Genomic DNA, 26,645 nt, shown 5'->3' on the forward strand with positions numbered 1-26,645 from the left:
GGGGTAACTTTAACGTAAAGCCAAAGATAGGCGGCCGTAGCGCGGACTTTTAGTCTGCCAAGAGAGTAGTTGAGCGAGCTACCCTATCTGCGGACTGAAAGTCTGCGCTACTCCCAACCCAGGTCGGCGTTAATGGGTGGTGTGGCATCGAGCGACTTCCACAAATATTTGCAGGCCAGTGAGCGGTAGGGCCGCCAGGGCTCGGCCAGCAGCAGCATTTTCTTGTGGAGGGCGCGGCCGGTTTCTTCCAGGCCGTAGAGCTTGCGCATGGCGTTCTGGATGCCCAGGTCGCCTTCGCTGAACACGTCGGGCTGGTCGAGGGCAAACATCTGGAGCATCTGGGCCGTCCAGCGCCCTACCCCCTTAATGGCGGTGAGGTGAGCCGTAAAGGCCTCCGCATCGAGCTGGCTCAGGTGCTCGTGGTCGAGCAGGCCGCGCTCCTGGTACTCGGCCACGGCCTTGAGGTAGCCGATTTTCTGGCGCGAAAGGCCCGCCTCGCGCAGCTCATCTTCTTCCAGGCGCAGCACCTCGCGGGGCTCGGGGTAGCCATCGGGCCGAAAAAGGGCCGTGAAGCGCCGCCAGATGGCCGCCGCCGCCTTAGTCGAAATCTGCTGGCTCACGATGGCGCGCAGCAGCGCCAGGTACAGGTCTTCGTGGGCGGCGGGGCGCACCGGGCCGGCCACGCGGGCAATGGCTTTCGATAAAATAGGGTCGGCCTGGTGCAGGTGGGCCAGCGCGGCCGCGTGCCAGTGGGGCTCGGTATTCAAATCTGTCATTGGATTTTGAGCAGCAGCTAACCAGTAATAGGCTAGCCACTAATGAATTTTGCCAAACGAGTAAACATCCTCCGGCGCAGTGTGAATTGCAACAGTTTGCAGCACCGCGCCGGTTTCGCTCAGACGCAGGGCGGTGAGAAAGTGGCCATCGGCCGCGCCGGTATCGAGGTAAATGGCCTGGGCCGTTTCATCGCGCTCGGGCCGGTGGCTAGGGGTAGGCGTGTGGCCCACCACTTGCAGCTGGCCGGTATTGCGCAGCGGGCCGCGCCGCCAGAGCACACCCTCCGAGCTAGCCGGGTCGAGCGGATTGGGCACGTCGGCCAGGCCGGCGTGGGAGAACAGCAGGTGGTCGTTTTGCCAACACAGCGGGCGCTGGCTCAGCCAGGCGGCGTGCGGGGCTAGCAGGGACCGGTGCCGCTGATATTGCGCCAGGGTGGCGCGGCCGCCCCAGCCCAGCCAGGCTTTGTAAGGACCATTTGGTCCGACGTGCTCGGCCATGGCCCAGTCGTGGTTGCCTTGCAGGAAGATGGTTTTATCCGGAAAATCCTGGCTGAGCTGGCGGCACAGCTCCACGGTGTCGGGCGAGTAGTTGCCGCGGTCTACCAGGTCGCCGAGCTGCACCAGGATTTCCTCGGCCGGCCGCCAATGCGTGAGGAGCTTGCGAAAGGTGTGCAGGCAACCGTGAACGTCGCCGATTACGAAGAAATTCATTCCGACTATGTACGCAGCTAACCTAAAAACGCTATTCGGCCTCGGCCACGGCGGGTGGGGGTACTGGCCGGCTCACCCCTAGCCAGCGCACTAGCGGGCCAATCGTAAGTCCTTGCCCGATAATAGAAAACACCACCACCACATAAGTAATGCCCACCAGTAATTCGCGCGGGGCACTGGCCGGCAACCCTAGCGCCAGCGCCACCGACAGCCCACCGCGCAGCCCGCCCCACGTGAGCACGGCAACGCCGTGGCGCGAGGGCTGAAATACCGGGCTCAGCTTCAATAGACCCAGCGGCAGCGCCACGGCCAGCAGCCGTGCCAGTAGCACCACCATGATTGCCGCCAGGCCAGCCACTACCGTGCGGCCCGGCAGGTGCAGTACCAGTACTTCCAGCCCCATCAGCACGAAGAGCAGGGCGTTCAGAATCTCATCGACCAGCTCCCAGAACTTGTCCACATAATCTTGCGACTCTTCCGACATGGTGCCGCCACTGCGGCTGAGGTGGCCTACCAGCAGGCCGGCCATCACCATCGCCAGCGGCCCCGAGGTGTGCAGGCGTTGAGCCAGCGCCGTGCCGCCCGCCACCAGCGCTAGCGTTAGGAGAACCTCTACCTGGTAGTTATCGACGGTGCGCAGCAACCAGGCCGTGGCTAGCCCCAGTGCCGTGCCTAGGGCCAGGCCGCCCACGGCCTCTTGCATGAAAACGGCCAGCGCGTGACCCAGCGATACTTCCCGCGGGCCAAACTGCGCTACTTCGGCCACCACCACGAAGAGCACCACGCCCACGCCGTCGTTAAACAGCGACTCGCCTACTACTTTTATTTCCAGGTCTTTGGAAATATTGGCCTTAGTCAGAATACTGAGCACTGCCACCGGGTCGGTAGGCGAGATGAGCGCCCCAAACAGCAGGCAGTAGATAAGCGGCGTGGGCAGCCCCAGCGCGGGCAGCACCAGGTACATAGCCCCGCCTACCAGCCCCGTGCTCAGCGGCGTGCTGATGAGCGAGAGCACGCCCACCGGCCAGCGCAGCCTGCCCAGCCGCCGGGCATCGACGTGAATGGCCCCGGCGAAGAGCAAAAACCCCAGCATCACCTGCATGACGAGGGCGCTGAAGTCGATTTTGCCCACCAGCCGGGCCAGGTTCAGCACCGCGCCCACGCCCAGCTGCGCCAGCCCAACCAGCGCCAGCGACCCTAGCAGCCCCAGGCTCATCAGGCCGATGGCCGGCGGCATATTGAGGAAGCGGTGGTTGAGGTAGGCAAAGGCCGCGGCCAATACCAGCAAGAGTGCCAGCGCGTTGTATAAATTCATCAGAAAGCCGTAGGGACTGCCTACGCATACGCAGGCAGCCCCCGAGCGATTAAAAATAGTAGTATTCGGCTGCTTAAGCCGCAAGCCCCGGCAGGGCCGCAAGAACCCGGGCCAGCATGGCCGCGCTCACGTCGAGGTGCGTCACAAAGCGCACCCAGCTGCCGCCAAAGCCGCTGGCCTTGATGCCCTGCGCCTCCAGCCGGGCCAGAAAATCGGCCACCGTCAGCCGGCTTTCGTCGAGGCGGAAAATAACGAGGTTGGTCTCAGGCTCCAGTATTTCGGCCACGTAAGGCAGCGGGCGCAGCGCCTCGGCCAGCTGCGCGGCGGCGCGGTGGTCGTCGGCCAGCCGCGCTACGTGGTGCTCCAAAGCGTAGAGCCCGGCCGCTGCCAGATAGCCCGCCTGCCGCCAGCCGCCGCCAAATAGCTTGCGCAGGCGCTTGCAGCCAGTAATAAACTCTCGCGAACCCAGCAGCACCGAGCCTACCGGTGCTCCCAGCCCCTTGCTCAGGCACACCGAAATAGAATCGAACAGCCGGCCGTAGTCCTCGCTGCGCTGGCCCATGGCCACGAGCGCGTTGAAGATACGTGCGCCGTCGAGGTGCAGCGCGAGATTATTCTTTCTAGTGAAAGCCGCGATTTCCTCCAGGTCAGACCAGGCGTAGCAGCTGCCGCCGCCGCGGTTGTGGGTGTTTTCGAGGCACACGAGCCGGGTGGTGGGGTAGTGCACGTTGCCCGCCGGGCGCACGGCGCTAGCCACCTGGCTGGCCGTGAGGCGCCCCCGCTCGCCGGGCAGCAGCGCCACCGAGGCGCGGGCATGGTGCATAATGCCGCCCACTTCCCATAAGTACACGTGGGCCGTGGCTTCGCAGATAACCTCCGATACCGGCGCGCAGTGCGCCATGATAGCCAGCTGGTTAGTCATCGTGCCCGAGGGGCAAAACAAACCGGCTTCCATACCGAAGCGGGCGGCCAGGCTGGTTTCCAGCTCGCGCACGGTGGGGTCTTCGTCATACACGTCGTCGCCCACGGCGGCGGCCTGCATGGCGGCGAGCATGGCGGGGGTGGGGCGCGTCACGGTATCGGAGCGCAAGTCGATAAGGGGCAGGGGAGAAGAAGCTAAAGCCAAGGGATTGAGCAAGAGGTTTGGAATTCCAAAAGTAAAGCCTTATTTTTGCACCTCATTTGCCAGAAGTCCCCCCTAGAACTTTAATTGCCCCGGAAATCATGTCCGTTACCCGTCTGAAGCGCAAGCACCGCAAAAACATTGCCCGTGCCAACAATGAAACGCGCAAAATCAAAAACTTGCTGCGTACGCCCGTGCTGAAAAACGTGGACCTGGACGAGCTGAAAGCGCGTTTCACCACGTCGGCCCCCGCGGAGGCTGACGAAAAAAAAAATCCTAGCGTAGCGGCCGAGGCTGCCAAGCCCGCCGCTAAGCAAGAAGGCCTGCTGGCCAAAGTAGCCCACGCCGCTTCGGCTGCTGCCGACACCGTGAAGCACGCCGCCAGCGAGGCGATTGATGCTGTATCCCACAACAGCCTCGTGGAAAAAGCCACCGGAGCCGTGCAGGAAGCCGCTCACAACGTGGTAGAAGGCGCCAAGCACGTTCTCGATAGCAAGAGCCCCGAGCACAACCAGGCTACCGAAGCCAACCAGACCGGCACTACCGGCTTCGACGCCGCTGAGGCTGAAACCAAGCCCGTTACCGAAGACGGCCAGGCTGGTGAGCACCCCAAGCCCGAAATTGCCTTGTAATACAGCTCGTTAAATACTAAAAAAAGCGTCTGGCTAGCTTAGCCAGACGCTTTTTTAGTGTCCTTCCGTGTCCAGAATGGCAGTGCGCGGGCCAAGCTCCACCGCCTGCATCTCGACTACCTTGCCCCTGTCGACGCCAAAGCGCAGCAGCGTGCGCACTTTGTGAAAGCCGTGCCGCCCGGCCGCGCCGGGGTTCAGCGTAAGCAGCCCCAGCTTGGGGTCGGGGATAACCCGTAAGATGTGCGAGTGCCCGCTCACAAACAGTCCCGGCCGCGTTTGGGCCAGCAGCTGGCGCGCCGCCGGGGCGTAGTGCCCCGGGTAGCCGCCAATGTGCGTCATCACCACGCGCAGGCCCTCCACGGTGAAGTCTTGCACCAGCGGCTCGGTGCAGCGCACGTCGGTGCCATCAATGTTGCCATACACGCCCCGGAACATGGGGGCTAGCGCGGTGAGCTTTAAAATCAACTCCGACGAGCCAAAATCACCGGCGTGCCAGATTTCATCGGCGCCGCGCAGGTGGTGGGCAATGCGGGCGTCGAAGTAACCGTGAGTATCGGAAAGCAGGGCAATACGCGTCATAGTGATTACAAAGATGCAGCCAGACACCGGGTGCGCCGAAAATCCGGCCAGCCCGTATCTTGCGGCGCGCCCCACCGTATGGGGCAGGTATTGGCACGGGCGCTAGCCCATTTTGCCGTCTTCTTTTGCATTACTTCCGATGAACGTCTTCATCAACGATGTGCCGCTGATTATTAAAAAAGCCAGCGACAAAGTGTATAAACATAAATACGACCTCGTGCTCGGTCCTGAGGATGAGTTTACGAGCAAAGACCTGATTGGTGACGTGCTGGTGCGCGAGGCCTCGGCGGCCTTTCTCGACCGGCTGCTGCGGCTCATGGAAGTTAAGAAGCTAAAGAAGCTGAAGACCCTGACCCTGATGGCCCGCAAGAAGAAGAACCTGATTTTGCACCTCAAGGACCAGTTTAAAATTGCCAAGGCGGCCGGCGGCCTCGTAGTAAAAGAAGGCCAGGTGCTCATGATTTACCGCCTCGGCAAGTGGGACCTGCCCAAGGGCAAGCTCAATAAGGACGAAGACGTGGCCCTGGGGGCCATTCGCGAAGTGGAGGAGGAGTGCAACATCAAGGTAGAGCTCGGCGAAGAGCTGCCCAGCACCTGGCATTCCTACGCCTACAAGGGCAATAAAATGCTGAAAAAAACGAGCTGGTTTGTAATGAAATGCCTCGACGACTCGGTAATGCGTCCCCAAACCGAAGAGTATATTGAAGAAGTGCGCTGGATGTCACCGCAAGACGCGCTAGCCCGCCTCGAAGAGTCGTATGCCTCTATTACGCTCGTAGTGCGCCACTACCTCAGCGAGATGGCCGGCAAGCCCGCCAAAGCCGCTACCCCCGACTAATGCGACTCGCCCGCTCACTGCGTACGATGGGGCTGCTGCTGGCCAGCGGGTGGCTGGGCGCGTGCTCGGGCGCCCACGAGTCAACGCAAACCGCCACGGCGGTGCACGCGGGCGCGGCTCCTACTACCAATGTGCCGGCGCTGGTAGGCCTGTCCATCGATGACCTATATAGCCGCCTGGGCGCTAAGCAGCCCTTGCCGGTTAGCTTGGCCAATGCAGCCGAAGTGCTAAGCGCCGTAAATCAGGCAACCAAGCAGGATTCTCTGGCTACTTTTAAGACTGGAGGTCTGACGCTTATCGCTAACTTCAACGCCAGTACCCGCCAGGTACGCGACCTGCTGCTGCTCGGCCACCACGAGGATAGCCTGATGGCCAGGGCCACGTTACGCTCCAGTGCTACTCAATATCTGGTGCTGCCAGTATTTGCCAGCAACCGCCCCAATTACTTGCTGGGCCTGCGCATAGTACCTATTAATTGAAGAAGCGCAAAGCAAAGCGCTGATAAAGAAAAATTTAAAGGGAAGAAAGCCCTTCAGCTACGCATAGCAGCTGAAGGGCTTTCTTCCCTTTAAACCGGGTAGCAAGTGTTAAGCTTCAACCGCCATTTTGGGCGCGCCGGCCAAAATATCAGCGCTGGCAAAGTCGGCGTATTTTTCAAAGTTCTTGACAAACTTCTCAGCTAGCTCGGCGGCCGTTTGGTCGTAGGCAGCTTTGTTCGCCCAGGTGTTGCGCGGGTCCAGAATTTCGGTTGGTACGCCCGGCACGGCGCCCGGCACCGCTACCCCAAAAATGGGATGTTGTTTGAAGTGAACCTCCGTTAGCACCCCAGAAAGGGCCGCCGTAATCATGGCGCGGGTGTGGCCCAGCTTCATGCGGTGGCCGGTGCCGTAGCTGCCGCCCGTCCAGCCAGTATTGATGAGCCAGACATTGATTTCCGGGTTTTCGTCCATTTTCTGGCCCAGCATCTCGGCGTAGCGCGTGGGGTGCAGGGGCAGGAAAACCTGCCCGAAACAAGCCGAAAAAGTAGTTTGCGGCTCGGTGATGCCCATTTCGGTGCCCGCTACCTTCGCCGTGTAGCCCGACATGAAGTGGTACATGGCGTGGCACTTGTCGAGCTTGCTGATGGGCGGCAGCACCCCAAAGGCATCAGCCGTGAGGAAGAAGATATGTGTCGGCGCGCCCGCCACCGAGGGCTCAATGGCATTGGCAATGAAGCTGATAGGGTAGGCCGTGCGCGTGTTTTCCGTTATTGACTTATTGGCAAAATCAACGGTGTGGGTGCCGGGCACGAAGCGCGTATTCTCCACGATGGCCCCGAAGCGAATGGCATCCCAGATTTCGGGCTCTTTCGCACGGCTCAGGTCGATGACCTTGGCGTAGCAGCCGCCCTCAAAGTTGAAAATGCCCGCGTCGGGCGTCCAGCCGTGCTCATCGTCGCCGATAAGGCCACGGTTGGGGTCTGTCGAGAGCGTGGTTTTACCAGTGCCTGACAAACCAAAAAAGATGGCCGTGTCGCCGCTAGCCCCCACGTTGGCCGAGCAGTGCATGGGCAGCGTGGCGCGCTCGTGGGGCAGCAGGTAGTTGAGCACTCCGAAAATGCCCTTTTTCATCTCCCCGGCGTAGCCCGTGCCGCCAATTAGAATCAGCTTGCGGGTAAAGTCGATGATGGCAAAATTCTTCTGCCGGGTGCCGTCCACGGCCGGGTCGGCCTCAAAACCCGGCGCGCAAATGATGCTGAAATCAGGCGTCCAGGAAGTGTCGGCGCCAGTTTCCGGCCGCAGAAACATATTGTAGCAGAATAGATTATGCCAGGCCAGCTCGTTCACTACGCGCAGCTTAAGCTGATAGTCGGGATTGGCGCCCGCGTAAGCGTCGCGCACAAACACTTCCTTACCTGCCAGGTAAGCCACCATTTTCTGATGCAGCTGCGCAAATTTGGCCGGGTCAAAGGCAAGGTTGATATCGCCCCACCACACGCTGTCGGCAGTATTTTCATCGCGCACCACAAAGCGGTCCTTGGGTGAGCGGCCGGTAAACTGACCAGTGTCGGCCATGAGCGCGCCGGTGTCGGTGAGTGTGCCCTCGCCGCGCCGCAGCGCGTGGCTGACGAGTGCGGCCGGCGGCAGGTTGAGGTGAGCCTGGGTAGGAGCCTGCGCGAACCCTAGCGGGGCCAGGCGCGCAGCGACAGCTTTTTGGTCTGCCATGTAAAAAGAACAAAAATGTGGGTGGGAGGAAGAGAAATAGTGCCGTAAAGGTAAGCCAGGCGTTGGAAATTTTGCCCGCAAACGTTTGCGGTAAGCAAAAGTTAGTAGGCTGCTAAAAATCAAGTACCGATTATGCGTGGCTGATTGGCAGTGCGGCGGCCGTTGGAAAAGGAGGAAAAAGCTGGTAGTTATCAGCCTTGCGCCTTGATAGCCTAAGGGCTGTGGCAAGGCGCAAAGTGTGCCGGCCCGGCTGTTACGTAAAGTTTTCTTAGCTTTACCCACCCCCAACCCGTCGCGGCGGGGGAGCTTTTCTTTATTTCCTTTTACTTCTTCGTTTATTGCATGCAACCTGCTACCGCCAGCCTGCGCCCGCAACCGCCCCAAACGGCCTCGGCCAGCCACCCGCGCGGCCTCTACCTTTTGTTTGCCACCGAAATGTGGGAGCGTTTCAGCTATTATGGCATGCGCGCCGTGCTGGTGCTGTTTCTCACCGACGCGATGATGATGGACAAGGCGTTCGCGTCGAAGTTTTACGGGGGCTATACTAGCTTAATTTACCTCACGCCGCTCATTGGGGGCTTTATCTCTGACCGGTACTGGGGCAACCGGCGCTCCATCACAGTAGGCGGTATCTTAATGGCGATAGGGCAGTTTACGCTGTTTGCTTCGGCCAGCAACTATGGGCCGGCTGCTACCCATCCGTTGAGTCACTGGCTCCTCTATGCTGGCTTGGGCACCATGATTATGGGTAATGGCTTTTTTAAGCCTAATATTTCGTCGATGGTCGGCTCGCTTTATTCGGCTGACGATAAGCGGAAGGATGCCGCCTACACCATTTTTTACATGGGTATCAATTTGGGCTCCTTTATCGGCAATACCATTACCAGCCTCATTGGCGATACGGGTCACCCCAGTGATTTTCGTTGGGCCTTTCTAGCCTGTGGTATTGCGATGTTACTCGGTACGGGTATTTTCAACTGGGGTAAGGGAAAATACCTGCACACTCCAACTGGCGAGCAGGTAGGGCTTACCCCTATTCAATCGGGGGGCATCAAAGGGGTTTACGCGCTACTGCCGGTATTTTTTGCTTTAGTACTCGGTATTCTGTGGTTGGATACGGCGCGGTTTCCAACTATTGCACCCTTATTAGCTATTGCGCTGGTTGCCATTGTTATCATGATTTTCAGCGATAAATCACTAGTAGGTGCCGACGTGCAAGGAGTCATGGTAATTTTTATCGTATCCTTTTTTGTCGTGTTTTTTTGGGCGGCCTTCGAACAGGCTCCGGCCTCGCTTACCTTTTTTGCGAAGGAAAGCATGGACCGTACTATATTCGGTCACGAACTGCCGCCCAGTCTTTTTCAGAACCTGAATGCCATCTTCGTCGTGGCAGGTGCCCCGCTTATGGCCCTAGTCTGGACGGCGTTAGGCAAGCGCGGCGCCGAGCCGGCTTCGCCCGTGAAAATGGCAATTGGGCTAGCCTTGCTGGCGGCGGGCTACCTGGTGATGTGCTTTGGGGTGCATAATCTGATGCCCGGCGTCAAGGTGAGCATGTTTTTTCTGGTAGCACTCTACTTCCTACACTCGGCCGGCGAGCTATGCTTGTCGCCCATTGGTCTTTCGCTCGTCAATAAGCTGGCCCCGGTCAAATTCGCTTCGTTGCTAATGGCCGTTTGGTTCTTGGCCAACGCAGCCGCTAACTATCTAGCGGGCTACATGAGCAGCCTTTACCCCGACCCCAAATCGACGGCCCCCGCGCCTTCGGTACTAGGCTTCCACATCACGAATCTCTACGACTTCTTTATGGTGTTCGTCGTGTCGGCGTCGGTTGCGGCGGCCATTCTTTTTCTCATCAGCGGTCGCCTGGCCAAGATGATGGATGCCCGTAACTACCCGGCTCCGGCCCAAGCACAAGCCTAGGCTTACTTTACAGACAACAAAGAGCCCCGCCGGACATCGTCCGGCGGGGCTCTTTGTTGGGCTACTGAATCAGCGAAATCTATGTCAATTGGCGATTACATCATGCCGCCCATGCCACCCATACCGCCCATGCCACCATCACCGTGGCCGCCAGCGGCTTCCTTCGGCTCGGGCTCGTCCGAGATTACGGCTTCGGTCGTCAGCAGCAGGCCGGCGATGCTAGCGGCGTTCTCGAGCGCCAGGCGGGTTACTTTGGTCGGGTCGATGATGCCGGCGGCCGTCATGTTCTCGTAGCGGTCCTCGCGGGCATTGTAGCCAAAGTCGCCTTTGCCTTCGCGCACCTTCTGCACCACTACCGAGCCTTCGCCACCGGCGTTAGCCACGATGGTACGCAGGGGGGCTTCGAGGGCCGTGCGCACAATTTGCACACCGGTTTTCTCGTCGCTGTTGTGGGTTTGCACGGCGTCGAGGGCCTCAATGGCGCGCACCAGGGCCACGCCACCGCCGGGCACCACGCCTTCCTCAACGGCGGCGCGGGTCGCGTGCAGGGCATCGTCTACGCGGTCTTTTTTCTCCTTCATTTCTACCTCGGTGCTGGCGCCGATGTAGAGGATGGCTACGCCACCGCTCAGCTTGGCCAGGCGCTCCTGCAGCTTCTCCTTGTCGTAGTCCGAGGTGGTGGTTTCCATCTGGGCCTTAATCTGGTTCACGCGAGCGGTGATATCCTCTTTCTGGCCTTTGCCATTGACGATGGTCGTGTTGTCCTTGTCAATGATGATTTTCTCAGCTGTGCCGAGGTAATCGAGGGTAGCGTTCTCCAGCTTGTAGCCGCGCTCTTCCGAAATCACCGTGCCGCCCGTGAGGGTGGCGATGTCTTCGAGCATGGCCTTGCGGCGGTCGCCGAAGCCCGGAGCCTTCACGGCTGCGATTTTCAGCGAGCCGCGCAGCTTGTTTACTACCAGCGTGGCCAGGGCCTCGCCGTCTACGTCTTCCGAGATGATGAGCAGCGGCTTGCCAGTCTGAAGCACTTGCTCCAACACGGGCAGTAGCTCCTTCATGGTGCTCACTTTCTTGTCGTAGATGAGGATGTAGGGGTTCTCAAACTCCGTTTCCATCTTCTCGGGGTTGGTCACGAAGTAGGGCGAGAGGTAGCCGCGGTCGAACTGCATGCCTTCCACCGTTTTTACTTCGGTTTCGGTGCCACGGGCTTCTTCTACCGTGATAACCCCTTCTTTGCCAACCTTATCCATGGCATCGGCAATCATCTTGCCGATTTCGGCGTCGTTGTTGGCCGAGATGGTGCCCACCTGCGCGATTTCGGCGCTGTTAGCAATCGGCTTCGACTGCTGCTTCAGGTTAGCCACAACGGCCAATACAGCTTTGTCGATACCGCGCTTCAAATCCATCGGGTTAGCACCGGCGGCTACGTTCTTCGAGCCAGCCGTGTAGATGGCCTGGGCCAGTACGGTAGCAGTCGTGGTGCCGTCGCCGGCCTGGTCGGCCGTCTTGCTGGCCACTTCCTTCACGAGCTGGGCGCCCATGTTCTCGATGGGGTCGCGCAACTCAATTTCCTTAGCTACGGTTACGCCGTCCTTCGTGATGGAAGGAGCGCCAAACTTCTTGTCAATGATAACGTTGCGGCCTTTCGGGCCGAGGGTAACCTTAACGGCGTTGGCGAGCTTGTCGACGCCCCGCTTCAGGCGGTCGCGGCCTTCGGTGTCAAATTGGATGTTCTTAGCCATTGGGTGGTTAAGTGGTAGGTTAGGTTGATATTAAGTAAGGTGCAGGCTGGCTTAGAGCACGGCCAGAATGTCTTTCTCCTGCATGATGAGGTAGTCCTCGCCATCCACGGTAATTTCGGTGCCGGTCCACTTGCCGTACAATACCTGGTCGCCTACTTTCACCTCGGGCTTGATAACGGTGCCGTTGTCCGACGTTTTGCCATCGCCCACGGCCACTACTTCGCCACGCTGGGGCTTTTCTTTGGCAGTGTCGGGGATGATGATGCCAGACTTGGTGGTGGCTTCGGCGGCGGCGGCCTTAATGACTACGCGGTCAGCTAGCGGTTTAATGCTCAGTGCCATTGGGTAAAATGGGAAATGGATGTTTTGGGTACAAAGAAGTTGGAAACTCCTGCGGCGCGATTGACACGAAATGTGCCAACCCCGGAAACCTGACAGAATGCGCGCCGCAACTCGCCGGATTGGCAGATGCCTGGCCGCTAGCCTGCCGCAATAGGTCAAAAAGCAGAAAAGCCAGGAGCTTCCGTCTTCAGCGGAAGCTCCTGGCTTTGGGAGGGAAACAAATCAAATGCTACCTATTTGGCCGGCTGGGGCGCCGGGACCGGAATGGTAGACGGCTGTCCGGCCGGGGCCGGTGCCGGGGCGGCCGGCGCCGCAGGCACTACGGCGCGCTGGGCCGCCTGCTGGTTGATGCTGCGGGTGGGGCCGGCGCTGCCGGTGATTACGTGCGTAGCCAGCGAAAGGACAATCAGCCCCACGGCAAAGCCCCAGGTTAGCTTTTCGAGCAGGTCGCCGGTGCGCTTCACACCCATGAGATTGGCCGCGCCGCCCGCGCCAAACTGGCTGCTAATACCGCCGCCCTTGGGGTTTTGCGCCAGCACCACGAGGGCTAGCAGAAAGCAAATCAGGAGAATGAAAATGACGAGAAAGAGGTACATGGAAAAAATAAAAGGCTAGGCCGAGGGGCGCAAAGAGTCAATCTGGGCTGCAAAGTACGCCATTTTTTCTGGGTGTTTCACCATAAGGCGCTCATAAACTGCGATAGCACGGTCAGGCTTGCCTTGCCGGGCCAGGATTTTAGCCAGGCTTTCGGAGGCCAAGTCGGGTTCGGCGCGGGTGCTGCGCACCGAGAGGTCGGCCTGTTCGTCGGGCTCGGGCGTGCCTGGCAAAGGAGCAGCGCGGCGGCGGGTAGGGGCGGGAGCGCGCTGCAAAAAGCTGTTGATTAAGTCGAGCGAGCTGGGTTTCAGAACGGGCGGCGACTGATGCTCGGCCAGATGCGCTAGCAGCAGCGTATCGGGTGCGAAGAACTCGCCGGTGGGCGGCAGGCTAGCCCCAGGCATGGTATCAACTGCTTCGGTGCTCACCAGGCCGAAGCCTAGCCGGCTGCCTTCGCTGGGGGCATAGTGCACCTGCGCTAAGCCGCTAAAGGGCGGCAAGTAGGGCGTAGTGGCCGGCATGACTTCGGCCGGCAGCAGCGCAGTCTCCAACTCTGGCAGCTGGTAAGCAATGGTCTCGGCCGGCTCGGCAGGGGCTAGCCCAAACTCAGCGTGCGCAGCGGCGGCTTCGGCCGGTGGCCGGATGGGCGGTGCCTGGGCGGGCAGCTCCTCTTCGACTGGTGCGGGTGCGGGTGCTACCATCTCGGGTGTAGTCAAGCCGATTACCTGGTCGGGCTTATCTTCCGGTAGGGTAGTAGTTAGCCTGTCAAGTGCTTGTTCCTCAGTGGTTAAATCATTGAAAGCAGAAGCGTTACTAGAATTGCCCGGCGAGGAGGCTAGCGGCAAGCTCGGAAGGGTATCAGCTTGCGCGGGAACCGGGACGGCCCCAGCTGCAACTGGCGCGGGCATCTCGATAAGCTGGCGCAGGCGGGTGCGGTCGGCCGCGTAGGTAGCGGCGCGGCGCAGGCGCTGGCCGGCCAGCATCGAGCTTTGGTCGTGCGCCGCCTTGGCGAGTAGCAGGTGGGCCGTCTGGCAGTAAGGAAAGGCCTCGGCCAGCTCTTCCAGCGCGCGCACGTCGGCCCCGGTGAGGGCCGTGGGGTGGGCGAGCAGTTGAAGCAGCGTGGCGCGGGTCATGGAAGAAGAAAAGGCGGCTAGCCTTTAATCAGGGGGCTTTGGACCCGCAACATTACGGCAAAGCGAGCAGAATATGGCGCCGGCGGCCGGGCTCACAGTTGAGCTTACCAGTTGGCCACCGACTTGTTGAACATGTCGCTGATGATGTTGCGCGTGATTTCGCGCACCGAGGCCAGGTCGTTATTTACCGTGGCAATGTCCTGGGTCGAGGCAAAATCCTTCTGGCTCTGGAAGGTCTGTTCAAAATCCTGCTTGTTATTCTTGGTATTCGTGAAGCGCAGCTGCACCTGAATGGTGAGGCGGTTGGCACCCGCACCGGGCAGGCCGCCGTTTTGCTGAATCTGGGCCGGCGCGAAATCGTAGGCCGCGATGTTGCCGTCAAATTGCAGGTCGCCATCGCGCGGCACCAGCTTCAGGGTCGTGTTGCGCTGAAAATAATCCTTGATATCCTCCGTAAAGCGCTGGGCCAGGTACGCCGGCGCGTTGGGCGCGCTGTTCTGGAAGGTCTGGATGGAAATCGTCTTCACGGCCGGGTCGATATTCGTACCGTTAAACGAATAGATGCCGCAGCCGCACAGCGGCAGCATAGCCAGCGCCAGCAGGCTCAGCGCCCGGCGCCGCGTAGTGTTAGGCCGATTCCAGGTCATACTGCTTGAGCTTGCGGTAAAGGGTGCGCTCCGAAATACCCAGGTCCTGGGCGGCATACTTGCGCTTGTTGTGATGCTTCTTCAACGCCTTGAGAATCATTTCCTTCTCAATAGCATCGAGCGACAGCGTTTCCTCCTCGGTTTCGTGCGAGATATCCTCGGTCTGGTCGCTTTCGTCGTCATCGGCATAGGCGCCCGAGGAAGTTACATCGACCCGCAGCGGCGCCGCCGGGTTGGCGGGCAGGTAGTAGCCCCCGCCAGCCTCGGCCGGGCCATCGGGGCTAGCGAAGGGCGAAGCCTCGCTGAGGTTGGTAAACAGGTGGCTGTTCTGGCGCAGCAGCTCCTGCGTGTCGGCGGCGGCGGGGCGGTTGCCGGTGGCCAGCTCCAGCACCACCTTTTTGAGGTCGGTCATGTCGCGGCGCATGTCGAAGAGCAGCCGGTACAAAATATCGCGCTCCGAGTACGAGCCGAAGTCGCCGCCGCTAGCCCCGCCATGGCCGGGCAGCAGCGCCGGCAACTGCGAGGTTTGGGCGGCGGGCAGGTAGGTGGCCAGCCGCGCGGCATCGACCTCGCGGTCGAACTCCAGCACCGAAATCTGCTCGGCGATATTCTTGAGCTGGCGAATATTGCCGGGGAAGCGGAAACGCGTCAGCAGCCGCACCGCATCGGGCGTGAGGCTAATGGGCTTCACGCGGTGCTTCTCCGAAAAATCGGCCGTAAACTTCCTGAACAGCAAGTAAATATCATCGCCGCGCTCACGCAGGGGTGGAACCGTAATCGGCACCGTGTTGAGGCGATAATACAGGTCCTCGCGGAACTTGCCGGCCTGCACGCGGTCGAGCAGATTGACGTTGGTGGCGGCCACCACGCGCACGTCGGTCTTCTGCACCTTGCTGCTGCCGACACGGATAAACTCGCCGTTTTCGAGCACGCGCAGCAGGCGGGCCTGGGTGCCCAGCGGCATTTCGGCAATCTCATCGAGGAAGATGGTGCCGCCGTCGGTTACCTCAAAGTAGCCCTTGCGCGCCTCATTGGCCCCCGTGAAGGCGCCCTTCTCGTGGCCAAACAGCTCCGAGTCGATAGTGCCCTCCGGAATGGCGCCGCAGTTGATGGCGATAAACTGCCCGTGCTTGCGCGGTGAGAGTGCGTGAATAATCTTGGAAAACGACTCCTTACCCGACCCGCTTTCGCCAGTGATGAGCACGGTCATGTCGGTCGGCGCCACCTGGCTAGCCACCTGAATGGCGTAGTTCAGCGCCGGCGCATTGCCGATGATGCCGAAGCGCAGCTTGATGGATTGAATTTCTTGGTTGGTCAAGGCTTCTGTTTCTTTAGCAGTGAGCTTATTCAGTTTTAAGTATCTCGTTAAAACGTGGAAACCCAGCTACGTACTTTATTTTGACAATCTGCCCTACAGCGTATTTGCTGTTGAGGCTGTTGCCCGTGTATTGTTTACCATCAACTGCGAATTGATACGAGTAAGAAAAGTCATGAGAAACAGGACTATTGCCGAAATAATTTTTTTCGTCGATTATCACTGCTTCAGTAATAACACCCTCTGTTCGCAGATAGTGGTTGCCAATAGAGGAATAAATTATAAAGCCAGCCGGAATAAGAATGGGAATGAGCGCAAGGAGTAAGCATCCTATGCCAGCCCTAATAATTTTTAGTCGCTTTTTCCTTTTTCGCTCAGGAGCTAGCTCAGCCCATTTATTCCGCGCCATCTAATCAAACTGCCTCCCCCAGCAGCGCACCGCCGGTCGTACTAGTCACAAATACGTTAACGTAGTCGCCTTTCTGGTGATTGCCCTTCGGGAAAATAACCACCTGGTTCTGGCTGTTGCGGCCGCTCAGGTGCTCCTGCGAGCGTTTGCTGGGGCCTTCGGCCAGTACCTGGTGCACGCGGCCCACCATGCGGGCGTAGCGGGCGCGGGCGTGCAGCTGCTGGCGGTCGATGATTTCCTGCAAGCGGCGCTTCTTGGTTTCGAGCGGAACATCATCTTCGAGCTTGCGGGCGGCCAGGGTGCCGGGGCGCTCCGAGTAGAAGAAATTATAGCCCATGTCGTACTGCGCGAAGTCGAGCAGACTCAGGCTGTCCTGGTGCTCTTCCTCGGTTTCGGAGCAGAAACCGGCAATCATGTCGGTCGAGATGGCGCAGTTCTCGCCCAGAATGCGGCGGATGGCCTGCACCCGCTGCTCGTACCAGGGCCGGTCGTAGGTGCGGTTCATCAGCTCCAGCACCCGCGAGTTGCCGCTCTGGGCGGGCAGGTGAATGTACTTGCAGATGTTGTCGTGGCGGGCCATCGTGTGCAGCACCTCGTCGGTTATATCCTTGGGGTGCGAGGTTGAGAAACGCACCCGCAGCTCGGGGCTCACCAGTGCCACGCGCTCCAATAGCTGCGCGAAGTTGACGCGCTCGGCACCGTCTTCGCTAGCCCACTTGTAGGAGTCCACGTTCTGGCCCAGCAGGGTAACTTCTTTGTAGCCAGCGGCCACGAGGTCGCGGGCTTCCTGCACGATGCTGTGGGCATCGCGGCTGCGCTCGCGGCCCCGGGTGAAGGGTACTACGCAGAAGGAACACATGTTGTCGCAGCCGCGCATAATGCTGATAAAGGCCGTGATGCCGTTCGAGTTTAGGCGCACGGGCGTAATGTCGGCGTAGGTTTCCTCGCGGCTCAACAGTACGTTCACGGCCTTCTGGCCACCATCAACCTGGCTGATAAGTTGCGGCAAGTCGCGGTAAGCATCGGGGCCCACCACAAGGTCCACGATTTTCTCTTCTTCCAGGAACTTGCTTTTCAGGCGCTCGGCCATGCAGCCCAGCACGCCCACCAGCATGCCCGGCTTGCGCTTTTTGTGCGAGTTAATCTGCTTGAGGCGCATGCGCACCGTCTGCTCGGCTTTCTCCCGGATGGAGCAGGTATTGAGCAGCACGAGGTCGGCCGTGGCCAGGTCTTCGGTCGTGTCGAACCCTTCATCGGCCAAAATGCTGGACACGATTTCGGAGTCCGAGAAATTCATCTGGCAGCCATAGCTCTCGATGTAGAGCTTGCGCGCGCCGCCGGTGCGAGTGGCGGTGCTTACGCGCACCTCGGTGGGCAGGGCCAGCGCCTCAGTGGTCGGCGCTTTATCGAGAAAATCTAACGTAATGAGCGGTTGGGACATAGCAAACAAACACCTTAGCCGGGTGCGCGGCAAGTAACAAAGATACGAAGCAGCCCCGGTAAATGACAGAATGGCAGGGTCAGGTAGCTAGTATTACTACTCCCTGATAACCGTCCCGAGTGCTTCCAGCACGCCCTGGGCTTTGAGCAGGCACTCGGCGTATTCCTGCGCAGGCACCGAGTCATAAGTAATAGCCGAGCCGACTTGCAAGCTGAGGTAGCCGGTATCGGCGCGGTATTGCAGGCTGCGAATCACCACGTTAAAGGTGAAATCGCCATCGGGCAGCACGTAGCCCAGGCTGCCACTGTAGAGGCCGCGCCGGCTAGCCTCGTAGTGCTCGCTAAGCTGCATGGCCCTGATTTTGGGCGCGCCCGTCATGGAGCCCATCGGGAAAGTGGCGCGCAGAATATCGGCTAGCCCTACCTCCGGCCGCAACTCGGCCGATACGGTCGAAATCAGTTGCCAGACGTGCCGGAAGCCGTAGGTGCCGAACAATTCGGGCACGCGCACGGTGCCGGTGCGCGCCACGCGGGCTAGGTCGTTGCGCACCAGGTCTACTATCATCAGGTTTTCGGCGCGTTCCTTTTCGTCGTGCAGCAGGGCTAGCCGCTGCTGCTCATCGTCGGCCGGGGTGGTGCCGCGCCGCCGGGTGCCTTTGATGGGCTGGGAGGTGATAACCGACTGCTGTTTAGCAATAAACAGCTCGGGCGAGGCGCACAGTAAATAGTGGTCGTGGTGGCGCAGAAAGCCTGCGTAGGGTGCAGGTGAGGCCTCGTTGAGCCGCCAGAACGTGGCGACCGGGTCGAGCCGCCCGCCTTCGGCGTAAAATTCCTGACATAGGTTCAGTTCGTACACCTCGCCGTTGAGAATGTCCTCACGCACGTCGGCCACAGCTTGCAGATAGTCGGCTCGCGGCAGGCGCGGGCGCAGCGGCGGCACGGCGGGCCGGGACGGGCTAGCCACCTCAGTAGCCAGAATCGCGGCCAGCACGCCCGCCGTTTGGCCCTCGATGGTGAGCGTATTGGCGTGCCAGCGCAGGCAGATTGCGGGCTGAAAAAAGTGCAGCGCCGGCCAGTCAAAGCCCGAAAAATTCTGGCTGCTCAACTGCTCAATCTCATTTTTAACATCGTAGGTCACGAAGCCGCAGTGCGGCAGCGCCGCCGGGCTAGCCAGGTACGTGGCCAGGCTAGCCAGCGAGCCGGGCGCCGTGGGCGCGGCGTGCGCCACGGCCAGCAGCCGGCTGAAAGTGCCGGCGGCCGACTGCTGCAAGTCATTAGGCTCATAATAAGCGCAATGCGCAAACTGAGCCGCCCATTGCAGGGCGCGGATGCGAAAGTCGGCCGGGAGGTCGGCGAGCGGAATAGTCAGCATAAACTCCGCTTATAACCCGCGCAAAGCCACTTTGGCTTTCTGGTCGGTGCTGTTTTTATACTCGTGCTTCTGGTAAGTCGTGGCCCGCTCGAAGTAGTTTTTGGCCGCCGCCCGCTGGCCAGCCGCCAGGGCCAGGTAGCCGAGCTGCAAGGCGGCCTGCGGGGCAAAGTAGTAGGGTGGGTCGCCCAGGGCAGCCGATAGGCGCAGCGTGCGCAGGTAGTCGGCCCGCGCCGAGTCGGGCCGCGCCAGCCCCTGCCACACGCGGGCGCGGCGGTAGGGCGCTTCGAGCTGGTCGCGCACGGGCGTAGCGGGCGTAGCTCGAAATTTCTGTAAAATGCCCATTGCCTGCGTGTAGTAGCCACCATCGGTGAGTAGCCGGGCGCGGGTGAGGGAGGGGTTGAGCAGCTGCGCATCGTGGTAGAAGCGCTGGGCGTAGATGTCTTCCTCGATGGTAAGCGGGCCGGCCAGGTTGATTTGCTGGCGGTAGCGCTCGGTGGTGGCGGCCGGGTCGCCCCCTAGCCAGGCGGCCAGGTAGAGCTTAAAGGCCGCATCCTTGCGGTAGTAGTCGCCCCGAAACTCGCGCAAAAACTGCTGGTTCTCAGCAATTGAGGGAGCATAGTCGCCCTTATACAGCAGCAGGTCGGCCGCCAGATGGTGCAGAAAGGCCAGCGGCAAATATGCCGGGCCGGTGGGCCGGGCGCGGTAAGCAGCCAGGGCCTCCTCGCCATGATGCTGGCGCTTATTTAAACTGACAACCAGATAATTATACAGAAGATTGTCGGGCTGCTCACGAGCCAGGCGGCCGGCCAGTGCCAGGCTTTCGTCGCCTTTTTTATAGTACGACTCCCGCACGAGGGCCAGGATAATCTGGCTTTCGGCCTGAAAATCGTGCGGCTGCCCCGCCGCCAGGCTCAGGTTGGCCAGGCCTTCGTCAATACTGCCGCGCAGGCCGAGCAGCCGCAGCAGCCAGTGGTAGCCCTCGGGCAGCGAGCCGATGCCGAACTGACACAAACCCAGGGTTTTGCGGGCTGGTAAAAAGCCGGGGTACCGCTGGGCCACGGCCTGCGTCAGCAGCATGGCCTGGCGCAGGTTCCAGGCCCCACGCACCTCGTGGTGAAAGGCCAGCTGGGCCGCCGCCTGGTGCAGTCGGATTTCAGCCCGCGCGTAGTCGCGCAGCGCGCCGGCCGGCGCTTTGTCGAGGGTGGCTAGCCGGGCATCCTGAGCGGCCACAGTGGCATCGTAGCGGCTGATATCCAGGCTGATGAGTAGCTCCAGAAAGTCGGCGCAGTCGGCCACCAGTAGCGTGCCGGGGGCGTTGGCCGGCTCGCTAGCCAGCAACTGGCGGCAGGTGCCGGCTTTCAGCTTCAGCAGCTCGGTGTAGGCGCGGCGGGCGGTGGGGGAGAGCACTTGCCCGGTGTCGGGCTGGGCGGTAAGTACTCGCTGCGGCACGCAAAAAGAATCGCTGAGGGCCGCTGAGGCACTGCCCAGCACAACCATTACGCTCAGCGCACCTCGGCGAACTCTTCTGCGTACCTCAGCGGAAACTTCCAGCACGAGCGCTTATTTAATTAAAGACCAATCACTTGCTACAAAAAAAGGAACGACCGGGGCCGTTCCTTTTTCTTGCCAAACAAACCTAGCCTTAGTTAGCCGATTGTTTGCCTTCCACGTCGGCCAGAATACGGCCGCAGTGCTCGCACACGATGATTTTCTTGTGCGAAATAATGTCGGCCTGGCGCTGCGGGGGCACCGTGTTGAAGCAGCCGCCGCAGGCGTCGCGGCGCACCAGCACCACCGCGAGGCGGTTGCGCATATTGCCCCGGATGCGGTCGTAGGCCGTCAGCAGGCGGGCTTCTACGGGCTGCACGGCGGTTTCGCGCTCGTGCATAAGCTGCTTCTCGTCGGCTTCGTTCTCGGCCACGATGGTGTCGAGCTCGCTCTTCTTGGTTTCGAGGTCTTTGCGGCGCTCGTCGAGGCGCTGGCGGGTCACGTTGGCCTCGGTGTTGCGCTGGTCGATGAGGTACTGCGCCTCCTTGATTTTCTTGTCCGAAATCTGAATTTCGAGGCGCTGCAGCTCCACTTCCTTGGCAATAGCCTCGTACTCACGGTTATTGCGCACGTTAGTTTGTTGCTCTTCGTAGCGCTTAATAAGGCCTTCGGCCTCTTTGGTAGCGGCTTTGCGCTGCTTGATTTGGTCTTGCAGGCCACCAATTTCTTCGTCGAAGCGCTTGACACGGGCTTCGTAGCCGGCAATTTCGTCTTCGAGGTCGCGCACTTCCTCGGGCAGGTCGCCGCGCACGCGACGAATTTCATCCAGCTGCGAATCAATGCGTTGCAGGTTGAGCAAAGCTTCGAGCTTGGCGGAAATAGGCGCGTCGGCCGGATTTGCCACGGCGGCAGAATTAGCAGTCATACTGAACGGGATTCGTGGGGGTTTCAGCGAATAAGACCGCAAAAGTACGACCGAACTGTGCCAGCAGCAAATCGCGGAATACCTCGCCGGTAAACTGCTCGCTCTCAAAGTGCCCCACATCGCAGAGCATGAGCCGGCCTTCGGGCGCGAAAAACTCGTGGTACTTCACGTCGCCGGTCACGTAGGCGTCGGCCCCGGCCGCCAGCGCAGCGCCGGTCAGAAAGCTGCCCGCGCCGCCGCACAGAGCCACTTTTTTAATAGTTTTTTCGAACGCGGTGTACTTCACCACGGGTACCCCCAGCTCAGCTTTCAGCAGCTGGCGAAATGCGGTTGGCGGCAAGGCTTCAGGCAGCTCGCCCACCATGCCGGCACCCACGTCCTGATGCTGGTTTTCCAGCTTAACCAGTTCATAGGCAACCTCTTCGTAGGGGTGGGCCTGGCGCAGGGCAGCGAGCACGGCCGTCTGGCAGTGCAGGGGCAGCAGCACCTCAATTCTGGTTTCGGCCACGGCGGTAGGCTGGTTTTTGCGGCCGATGGTGGGGTGGGTGCCCGGGCCCGGCGTGAAGGTGCCCAGGCCCAACGTTTGAAAGCTACACTCGCGGTAATTGCCGACCTGGCCGGCCCCGGCCGCGTACAGCGCCTGCAACACCTTATCGGCCAGCTGCTGGCCATCGTTGGTGGGCTGGTCGGGTACGTAGGTGCTGAGGCGGGCTAGCGTCCCGCTTTTAGGAGCCAAGATGCGGGTGTTTACCAGGCCCAGCTTTTCGGCCAGCTTGGCATTTACGCCCGGGCGCACGTTGTCGAGGTTGGTGTGGGCGGCGTAGATGGCCACGTCGGCCTTGAGGGCGGCCATGATAGTTTGCTCAACCAACCCTTTGCCGGTGAGGCGCTTGAGTGGCCGGAAAATAACCGGGTGGTGGCACACCACTACGTTGCAGCCGCGCCGGCTAGCCTCGGCTACCACGGCGGGCATGCAGTCGAGGGCCAGGAGCACGCCGGTGATTTCGGTTTCGGGGAGGCCACATTGCAGGCCGGCGTTATCGTAGCTTTCCTGGTAGGCGAGGGGGGCGGCAGACTCTAGTAGGCGGGATAGGTCCTGAATGGTGGGCATAATAGCAGTAATAGTCAATAGAATAGCTAGCGGAGCGAATGGGAGGACAAGGATACGCCACGTTAAGGTATAATCCAAAATTTGTGCAAATTTATTCGAGCAGCCCGCCCAGTACATCCACGTAGCGGGCCACGTTTTCGGCCAGGCCCTTGCGGCGATACTGCATGAGGAAGCGCGGGTGGTCCAGAATCTCAATTCGGTCGAATAAACCTAGCTCATCGTTGATTTTGCGCAGAAACTCCCCGTTGCGCCGGCCCAGGCTCACGGCCACATCGCGCCGCAGGTGTAGCTGCTGGGCTTGCTCAGTCAGCGATAGCCGCATAGCGGGCCATAGTTCTTTGATGAGCGCGGGCGCATCGTAATAGTTATAGTTTTTGCCCTCACGAGTCAACTCCAGCGGATACACCGAGCTGAGGAAAAAATGCCGGTAGAACTCGGCCGGGCCGCCCAGCGCGGCGATGAACTGATAAACGAACTCGCTCGACAGCTCGCGGCGCTGCTTGGGCAGCGCGTGGCTGATGCCGCAGAGGGTGCTCAGCGCCACCGGGTCGGTGAAGGCGACGCCGGTGCGCCCGCCACCGAAGCGGCCGGGGTTGATGCCGAAGATGCCCACGCGCGGGGCGTCCTGAGTATAAAATTTTTGCGCGAATTCTTTAAAAATGTCGCGCACGGCCGGGTCGTGGTAAGAGTTGCGCACTTCCACGCCGCCCGGTAGCGGCGCGGCAGGCAGCGGAAACGTGGAAAGCAGCTTGAGCAAGCGGGCGGCAAAGTCGGGCATGGGGCAAAGGTCGGGGCGCTGGCCGACCTTTGCCCCATGCTTCCTCCCTGGCCGGCCTGGCTGCTGCTCCCGTTTTCCTGGCTTTATGCCGCCGTGCTGGCGGTGCGCAACTGGCTCTACGACCACGGCTGGAAGGCCTCGGCGCCCGGCTGGGTGCCGCTGCTGGGCGTGGGCAATCTGCGGGTGGGCGGCACCGGCAAAACGCCCCACGTAACCTGGCTAGTCGAAGAGTTGCGGCGCCAGGGCCAGCGCCCGGCCATTCTGAGCCGGGGCTACGGCCGCCAAACCACCGGCCCGAGGCTAGCCACCGCGGCCGACTCGGCCGCTACCGTGGGCGACGAGCCCTGGCAGTACTTCCGGGAATTTGATGCGCAGCAGGTGCCCGTAGCTGTGGCCGAAAGCCGCCGGCTAGGCCTCGACTTGCTACGTCAGCACCATCCCGAAACTACGTGCGTGGTGCTCGACGATGCCTACCAGCACCGCCGCGTGCGCCCGGCACTCAACCTCCTGCTCACTGAGCTGGCCAGACCTTTTTACGCGGACTTTGTGCTGCCGGCCGGCCGCCTGCGCGAAAGCCGCCCCGGGGCCGCCCGCGCCGATGTAATTATCCTCACCAAGTGCCCGCCCACCCTGCCGGCCGAAGCGCAGGCCGCCGCCGAGGCGCAGGTGCGGCGCTACGCCCGGCCCGGCGTGCCGGTGCTTTTTTCGGCGTATGCCTATGGGGCACCCGAGCCGCTTCTGGCCGAATTGGAGTGGCTAAGCTCCGAGCTGGTGCGAGTGCCCGCCCCGCCGCCCACGCCTGGCCCGGCGCTGCTGCTTACGGGCATTGCGCAGCCCGGCCCGCTACGCAGCTACCTCGATAGACAGGGCTATACCATTGAGCACCACGAAGAATTACCCGACCACCACGCCTTTCAGCCAGCCGACCTCGCCGCTCTGCTGCGGCACTGGCAGCCGGGCTGGCCTATTTTTACCACCGAAAAAGATGCGACCCGCCTGGCTAGCCCTGGCTTGTGGGCCGGGCCGCAGCGGGTATTGGCTGGCCATATCTATACCATTCCGGTGCGGGTGGCGTTGCTGGCCGACGGTGCGGCGCGGCTGGCTAGCCTGGTAGCCGCCGCTACCGGGCCAGCCAGCCGCTAGTACCTTTAACTGCTGAGTTGGGCGCGCCAGCGTCTTCTATTATCGAGCGTTTATTTCTGCATGGTTTCTTTTAAAAACGCGGCCGGCCGCTGGCTCCTGTTACTGCTGCTGCTGGGGCTGGGTGCCCCCCTGGCCGCCCGGGCGCAGATTGTCGACGACTCGACCAAGGTGCTCTACGGCCCCAAAACGACCCGCGTCATCTCCGAGGCCGAGGTGCGGCGCGACTCGACGGGCGGCACCCCTATCGATACCGCCCTCACGCAGTGGCCGCAGGCGCGCTTCTGGGCCCACGATACTACGTTTCAGCAAGATTTGGGCGTGCTGGGCTCGGCCTCACACCCGCTCTTGTATCAGCCCAACTACCAGCTGGGGGCGCGCTTCGGGCGCAATGCCTTCGACCGCAATACCCGCGACGGGAGCGAGGTGCCGTACTACGACAGCCGCTCGCCCTACTCATTTTTTCGCTACGTGCAGGGCAGCCGCGGCGAGCAGGTATTTGAAATCAACTACTCGCGCTCGCTGAAGAAAAATTTTAGTATTGGCATTGATTACGAGCGTATTGCCGGCAATCAGGTGCTGGCCGTGAATACGTCGCAGTGGCAGGTCGAGCACAATAACTTTACCCTTTACAGCCGCTTCCAGACCGAAGACGGCCGCTACCATCTGCTCGCCAACTACTCGGCCAGCCGGCAGCGCACCCGCGAGCTAGGAGGCATTTGGCCAACTGCCACCGAAAGCCTTACGGAGCTGAAGGGGCTCAACAGCTTCTTCAAGTACGACTTGGAGCGCGTGTACCTCTCGCCGGGCATCAACATCGACGACCGCGACCAGGTGCACGTGTTTCAGAGCTACCGGCTGGCGCAGAAGGGTTTCACGGCCTACCATGTGCTCGACGTGCGGCGGCAGTACAATGGCTATACCGACAATGCCTTGCCGCGCGATGCCAGCGGCTTCTTGCTTTTTTATCCGCAGGCCACCACCTTTCCCGGCTCGGGCACGCTGCGCAACTCGGTAGCCACCGACGACCGCGCCACCTTCCGCCAGATTGAGAACACCTTTGGCCTGCTGGGCCGCACCGACCGCATCGAGTACAACGTGTACGGCCGTTACCGCAACGCCTGGCTTTCGCAGCTCACCACGCCGCTCGGCCGCTCGGGCACCGGCCTGCGTCTCCAAACGGTGGGCAGCTCCCCGGCCGATACCATCGTGGCGCCGCACTACTTCGGGCAGCTGTTCGTGGGCGGCACGGCCTCGTTTAACTACCGCAGCATCTACGCCGTGGAAGTGGCCGGCGAGTACCTGCCCTACGACAACGGCAGCGTGAAAGTGCCGGGCGCGGGCGCCGAGTACTGGCTACGTGGCCGCATCCGCACCGGCCCGCTCTCGGCCGAGCTGCTACTTAATTCTTACTCGGCTACGCTCACCCAGCGCGTATTTATCGGCAACAACTACACCTGGACTAACCTGAGCGATAACAAATGGCAGAGCACCTTTGGCAACACCACTACCCAGCAGCTCACGGGGCGTCTGCGCCAGCGCCTGCCTTTCCTGGCCGAGCATTCTATTGAGCTGAGCGCCAGCGCCGCGCGCATCGCCGGGCTGCTGTTTTATAATCAGTACGGCGTGCCCGAGCAGCTCTCCAGCGCCATTGCCGACAGCAAGGTGCTGCTCATCGGCTTTGCGCGGCACCGCGCCCGGCTAGGCAATGTGTACTTTGATAACCAGGCTACTTACACGCGGGGGGGCGATGGTGCGGGCCTGCGCATTCCGGCGCTCGTCACCGAGTCGCGGGTGTATTACCAGCGGCGGGTGTTTGGGCACGCGCTGTTTGCGCAGGTGGGCGGCGAGCTGTATTACCAGTCGAGCTACCGGGGCTACAACTATGCGCCGAGCACCCAGCAGTTTTACGTGCAGGACCGCTTTACCATCGGCAACTACGCGGTGGCTAACGTGTTCGTGGCCGCCGATATCAGCTCGGCCTCCCTTTTCCTGAAAGTGGCCTACCTCAACCAGGGGCTGGGCCGCGACGGCTATTTCACGGCCCCGTATTATACCGGCTACCCGCGCCGCTTCCAGTTTGGGGTGCGGTGGCGGTTCTTTAGCTAAAT

General features: G+C 60.9%; 25 protein-coding genes. 6 read left to right on the forward strand and 19 right to left on the reverse strand.

Annotated features, from left to right (window positions below; translation table 11 throughout):
* Window positions 1-107: 107 nt before the first annotated feature.
* The 4 genes from GKZ68_RS06030 to GKZ68_RS06045 all read right to left on the reverse strand — a co-directional run bounded on the left by GKZ68_RS06030 (window position 108) and on the right by GKZ68_RS06045 (window position 3,928).
* Window positions 108-776 (reverse strand): DNA-3-methyladenine glycosylase, encoded by a 669-nt coding sequence (locus GKZ68_RS06030; protein ID WP_173111972.1) that lies wholly within the window; start codon window positions 774-776, stop codon window positions 108-110.
* Between the two features lie 39 nt (window positions 777-815).
* Window positions 816-1,487: a metallophosphoesterase gene (locus GKZ68_RS06035; RefSeq protein WP_173111975.1), complete on the reverse strand. Its 672-nt coding sequence runs from the start codon at window positions 1,485-1,487 to the stop codon at window positions 816-818.
* Window positions 1,488-1,518: 31 nt separating this feature from the next.
* Window positions 1,519-2,802, reverse strand: a complete 1,284-nt coding sequence (locus GKZ68_RS06040; RefSeq protein ID WP_173111978.1) for a sodium:proton antiporter — start codon at window positions 2,800-2,802, stop codon at window positions 1,519-1,521.
* A gap of 73 nt (window positions 2,803-2,875) precedes the next feature.
* Entirely contained in the window at window positions 2,876-3,928 is a 1,053-nt protein-coding gene (locus GKZ68_RS06045) for a low specificity L-threonine aldolase (protein ID WP_302052008.1), read from the reverse strand.
* A gap of 98 nt (window positions 3,929-4,026) precedes the next feature.
* On the opposite strand from GKZ68_RS06045, the gene GKZ68_RS06050 reads away from it, so the two are divergent.
* On the forward strand, window positions 4,027-4,557 hold the full coding sequence (locus GKZ68_RS06050; protein WP_173109575.1) for a hypothetical protein: 531 nt from the start codon (window positions 4,027-4,029) through the stop codon (window positions 4,555-4,557).
* A 54-nt stretch (window positions 4,558-4,611) separates the two neighbouring features.
* Here the strand turns inward: GKZ68_RS06050 and GKZ68_RS06055 are convergent, their stop codons facing one another.
* Complete coding sequence (locus GKZ68_RS06055) at window positions 4,612-5,136, reverse strand: metallophosphoesterase (protein ID WP_173111981.1); 525 nt, start codon at window positions 5,134-5,136, stop codon at window positions 4,612-4,614.
* A 139-nt stretch (window positions 5,137-5,275) separates the two neighbouring features.
* Here GKZ68_RS06055 and GKZ68_RS06060 point away from each other — a divergent pair, with 139 nt between their 5' ends.
* Both GKZ68_RS06060 and GKZ68_RS06065 read left to right on the forward strand, forming a co-directional pair.
* Window positions 5,276-5,974 carry an NUDIX hydrolase gene (locus GKZ68_RS06060; RefSeq protein ID WP_173111984.1) on the forward strand — a complete coding sequence of 233 codons (699 nt, stop codon included), beginning with the start codon at window positions 5,276-5,278 and terminating at the stop codon, window positions 5,972-5,974.
* Window positions 5,974-6,453: a hypothetical protein gene (locus GKZ68_RS06065; RefSeq protein WP_173111987.1), complete on the forward strand. Its 480-nt coding sequence runs from the start codon at window positions 5,974-5,976 to the stop codon at window positions 6,451-6,453. Before GKZ68_RS06060 ends, GKZ68_RS06065 begins: the two co-directional genes overlap by 1 nt.
* 108 nt (window positions 6,454-6,561) lie before the next feature.
* Here GKZ68_RS06065 and pckA read toward each other — a convergent pair whose 3' ends face one another.
* Window positions 6,562-8,178 (reverse strand): phosphoenolpyruvate carboxykinase (ATP), encoded by a 1,617-nt coding sequence (gene pckA / locus GKZ68_RS06070; protein ID WP_173111990.1) that lies wholly within the window; start codon window positions 8,176-8,178, stop codon window positions 6,562-6,564.
* 342 nt (window positions 8,179-8,520) lie between these two features.
* Between pckA and GKZ68_RS06075 the strand changes: the two genes are divergently transcribed.
* On the forward strand, window positions 8,521-10,098 hold the full coding sequence (locus GKZ68_RS06075; RefSeq protein ID WP_173111993.1) for a peptide MFS transporter: 1,578 nt from the start codon (window positions 8,521-8,523) through the stop codon (window positions 10,096-10,098).
* Window positions 10,099-10,193: 95 nt separating this feature from the next.
* Here the strand turns inward: GKZ68_RS06075 and groL are convergent, their stop codons facing one another.
* The 13 genes from groL to GKZ68_RS06140 form a co-directional block, all read right to left on the reverse strand.
* A complete protein-coding gene (groL, locus tag GKZ68_RS06080; protein WP_173111996.1) occupies window positions 10,194-11,840 on the reverse strand; it encodes a chaperonin GroEL in 1,647 nt (548 codons plus the stop codon).
* A 51-nt stretch (window positions 11,841-11,891) separates the two neighbouring features.
* Window positions 11,892-12,182: a co-chaperone GroES gene (gene groES / locus GKZ68_RS06085; RefSeq protein ID WP_217275321.1), complete on the reverse strand. Its 291-nt coding sequence runs from the start codon at window positions 12,180-12,182 to the stop codon at window positions 11,892-11,894.
* Between the two features lie 233 nt (window positions 12,183-12,415).
* Window positions 12,416-12,778: a preprotein translocase subunit SecG gene (gene secG, locus GKZ68_RS06090; RefSeq protein WP_173112000.1), complete on the reverse strand. Its 363-nt coding sequence runs from the start codon at window positions 12,776-12,778 to the stop codon at window positions 12,416-12,418.
* 15 nt (window positions 12,779-12,793) lie between these two features.
* A complete protein-coding gene (locus GKZ68_RS06095) occupies window positions 12,794-13,909 on the reverse strand; it encodes a hypothetical protein (RefSeq protein WP_173112003.1) in 1,116 nt (371 codons plus the stop codon).
* A 104-nt stretch (window positions 13,910-14,013) separates the two neighbouring features.
* Window positions 14,014-14,556: an LptE family protein gene (locus GKZ68_RS06100; protein WP_254244180.1), complete on the reverse strand. Its 543-nt coding sequence runs from the start codon at window positions 14,554-14,556 to the stop codon at window positions 14,014-14,016.
* Complete coding sequence (locus tag GKZ68_RS06105; RefSeq protein ID WP_173112006.1) at window positions 14,537-15,874, reverse strand: sigma-54-dependent Fis family transcriptional regulator; 1,338 nt, start codon at window positions 15,872-15,874, stop codon at window positions 14,537-14,539. The genes GKZ68_RS06100 and GKZ68_RS06105 overlap by 20 nt, the downstream gene beginning before the upstream one ends.
* A 25-nt stretch (window positions 15,875-15,899) precedes the next feature.
* The gene (locus tag GKZ68_RS06110; RefSeq protein WP_173112009.1) at window positions 15,900-16,280 is read right to left on the reverse strand and encodes a hypothetical protein; all 381 of its coding nucleotides are present in this window, start codon (window positions 16,278-16,280) and stop codon (window positions 15,900-15,902) included.
* A 4-nt stretch (window positions 16,281-16,284) separates the two neighbouring features.
* Entirely contained in the window at window positions 16,285-17,721 is a 1,437-nt protein-coding gene (gene miaB, locus GKZ68_RS06115) for a tRNA (N6-isopentenyl adenosine(37)-C2)-methylthiotransferase MiaB (protein ID WP_173112012.1), read from the reverse strand.
* Between the two features lie 96 nt (window positions 17,722-17,817).
* Entirely contained in the window at window positions 17,818-19,092 is a 1,275-nt protein-coding gene (locus tag GKZ68_RS06120; protein WP_173112015.1) for an anthranilate synthase component I family protein, read from the reverse strand.
* 9 nt (window positions 19,093-19,101) lie between these two features.
* The gene (locus tag GKZ68_RS06125; protein WP_173112018.1) at window positions 19,102-20,541 is read right to left on the reverse strand and encodes a DUF3808 domain-containing protein; all 1,440 of its coding nucleotides are present in this window, start codon (window positions 20,539-20,541) and stop codon (window positions 19,102-19,104) included.
* Between the two features lie 193 nt (window positions 20,542-20,734).
* Entirely contained in the window at window positions 20,735-21,505 is a 771-nt protein-coding gene (locus GKZ68_RS06130) for a zinc ribbon domain-containing protein (protein WP_173112021.1), read from the reverse strand.
* A complete protein-coding gene (locus GKZ68_RS06135) occupies window positions 21,495-22,616 on the reverse strand; it encodes a Nif3-like dinuclear metal center hexameric protein (protein WP_173112024.1) in 1,122 nt (373 codons plus the stop codon). The genes GKZ68_RS06130 and GKZ68_RS06135 overlap by 11 nt, the downstream gene beginning before the upstream one ends.
* 91 nt (window positions 22,617-22,707) lie before the next feature.
* A complete protein-coding gene (locus tag GKZ68_RS06140; protein ID WP_173112027.1) occupies window positions 22,708-23,394 on the reverse strand; it encodes a uracil-DNA glycosylase family protein in 687 nt (228 codons plus the stop codon).
* 36 nt (window positions 23,395-23,430) lie between these two features.
* Here GKZ68_RS06140 and lpxK point away from each other — a divergent pair, with 36 nt between their 5' ends.
* Together lpxK and GKZ68_RS06150 are read left to right on the forward strand one after the other, a co-directional pair.
* Complete coding sequence (lpxK, locus tag GKZ68_RS06145; RefSeq protein WP_173112030.1) at window positions 23,431-24,537, forward strand: tetraacyldisaccharide 4'-kinase; 1,107 nt, start codon at window positions 23,431-23,433, stop codon at window positions 24,535-24,537.
* Window positions 24,538-24,597: 60 nt separating this feature from the next.
* On the forward strand, window positions 24,598-26,643 hold the full coding sequence (locus tag GKZ68_RS06150) for a putative porin (protein WP_173112033.1): 2,046 nt from the start codon (window positions 24,598-24,600) through the stop codon (window positions 26,641-26,643).
* Window positions 26,644-26,645 lie beyond the last annotated feature (2 nt).

The organism is Hymenobacter sp. BRD128 (assembly GCF_013256625.1).
Lineage (GTDB): Bacteria > Bacteroidota > Bacteroidia > Cytophagales > Hymenobacteraceae > Hymenobacter.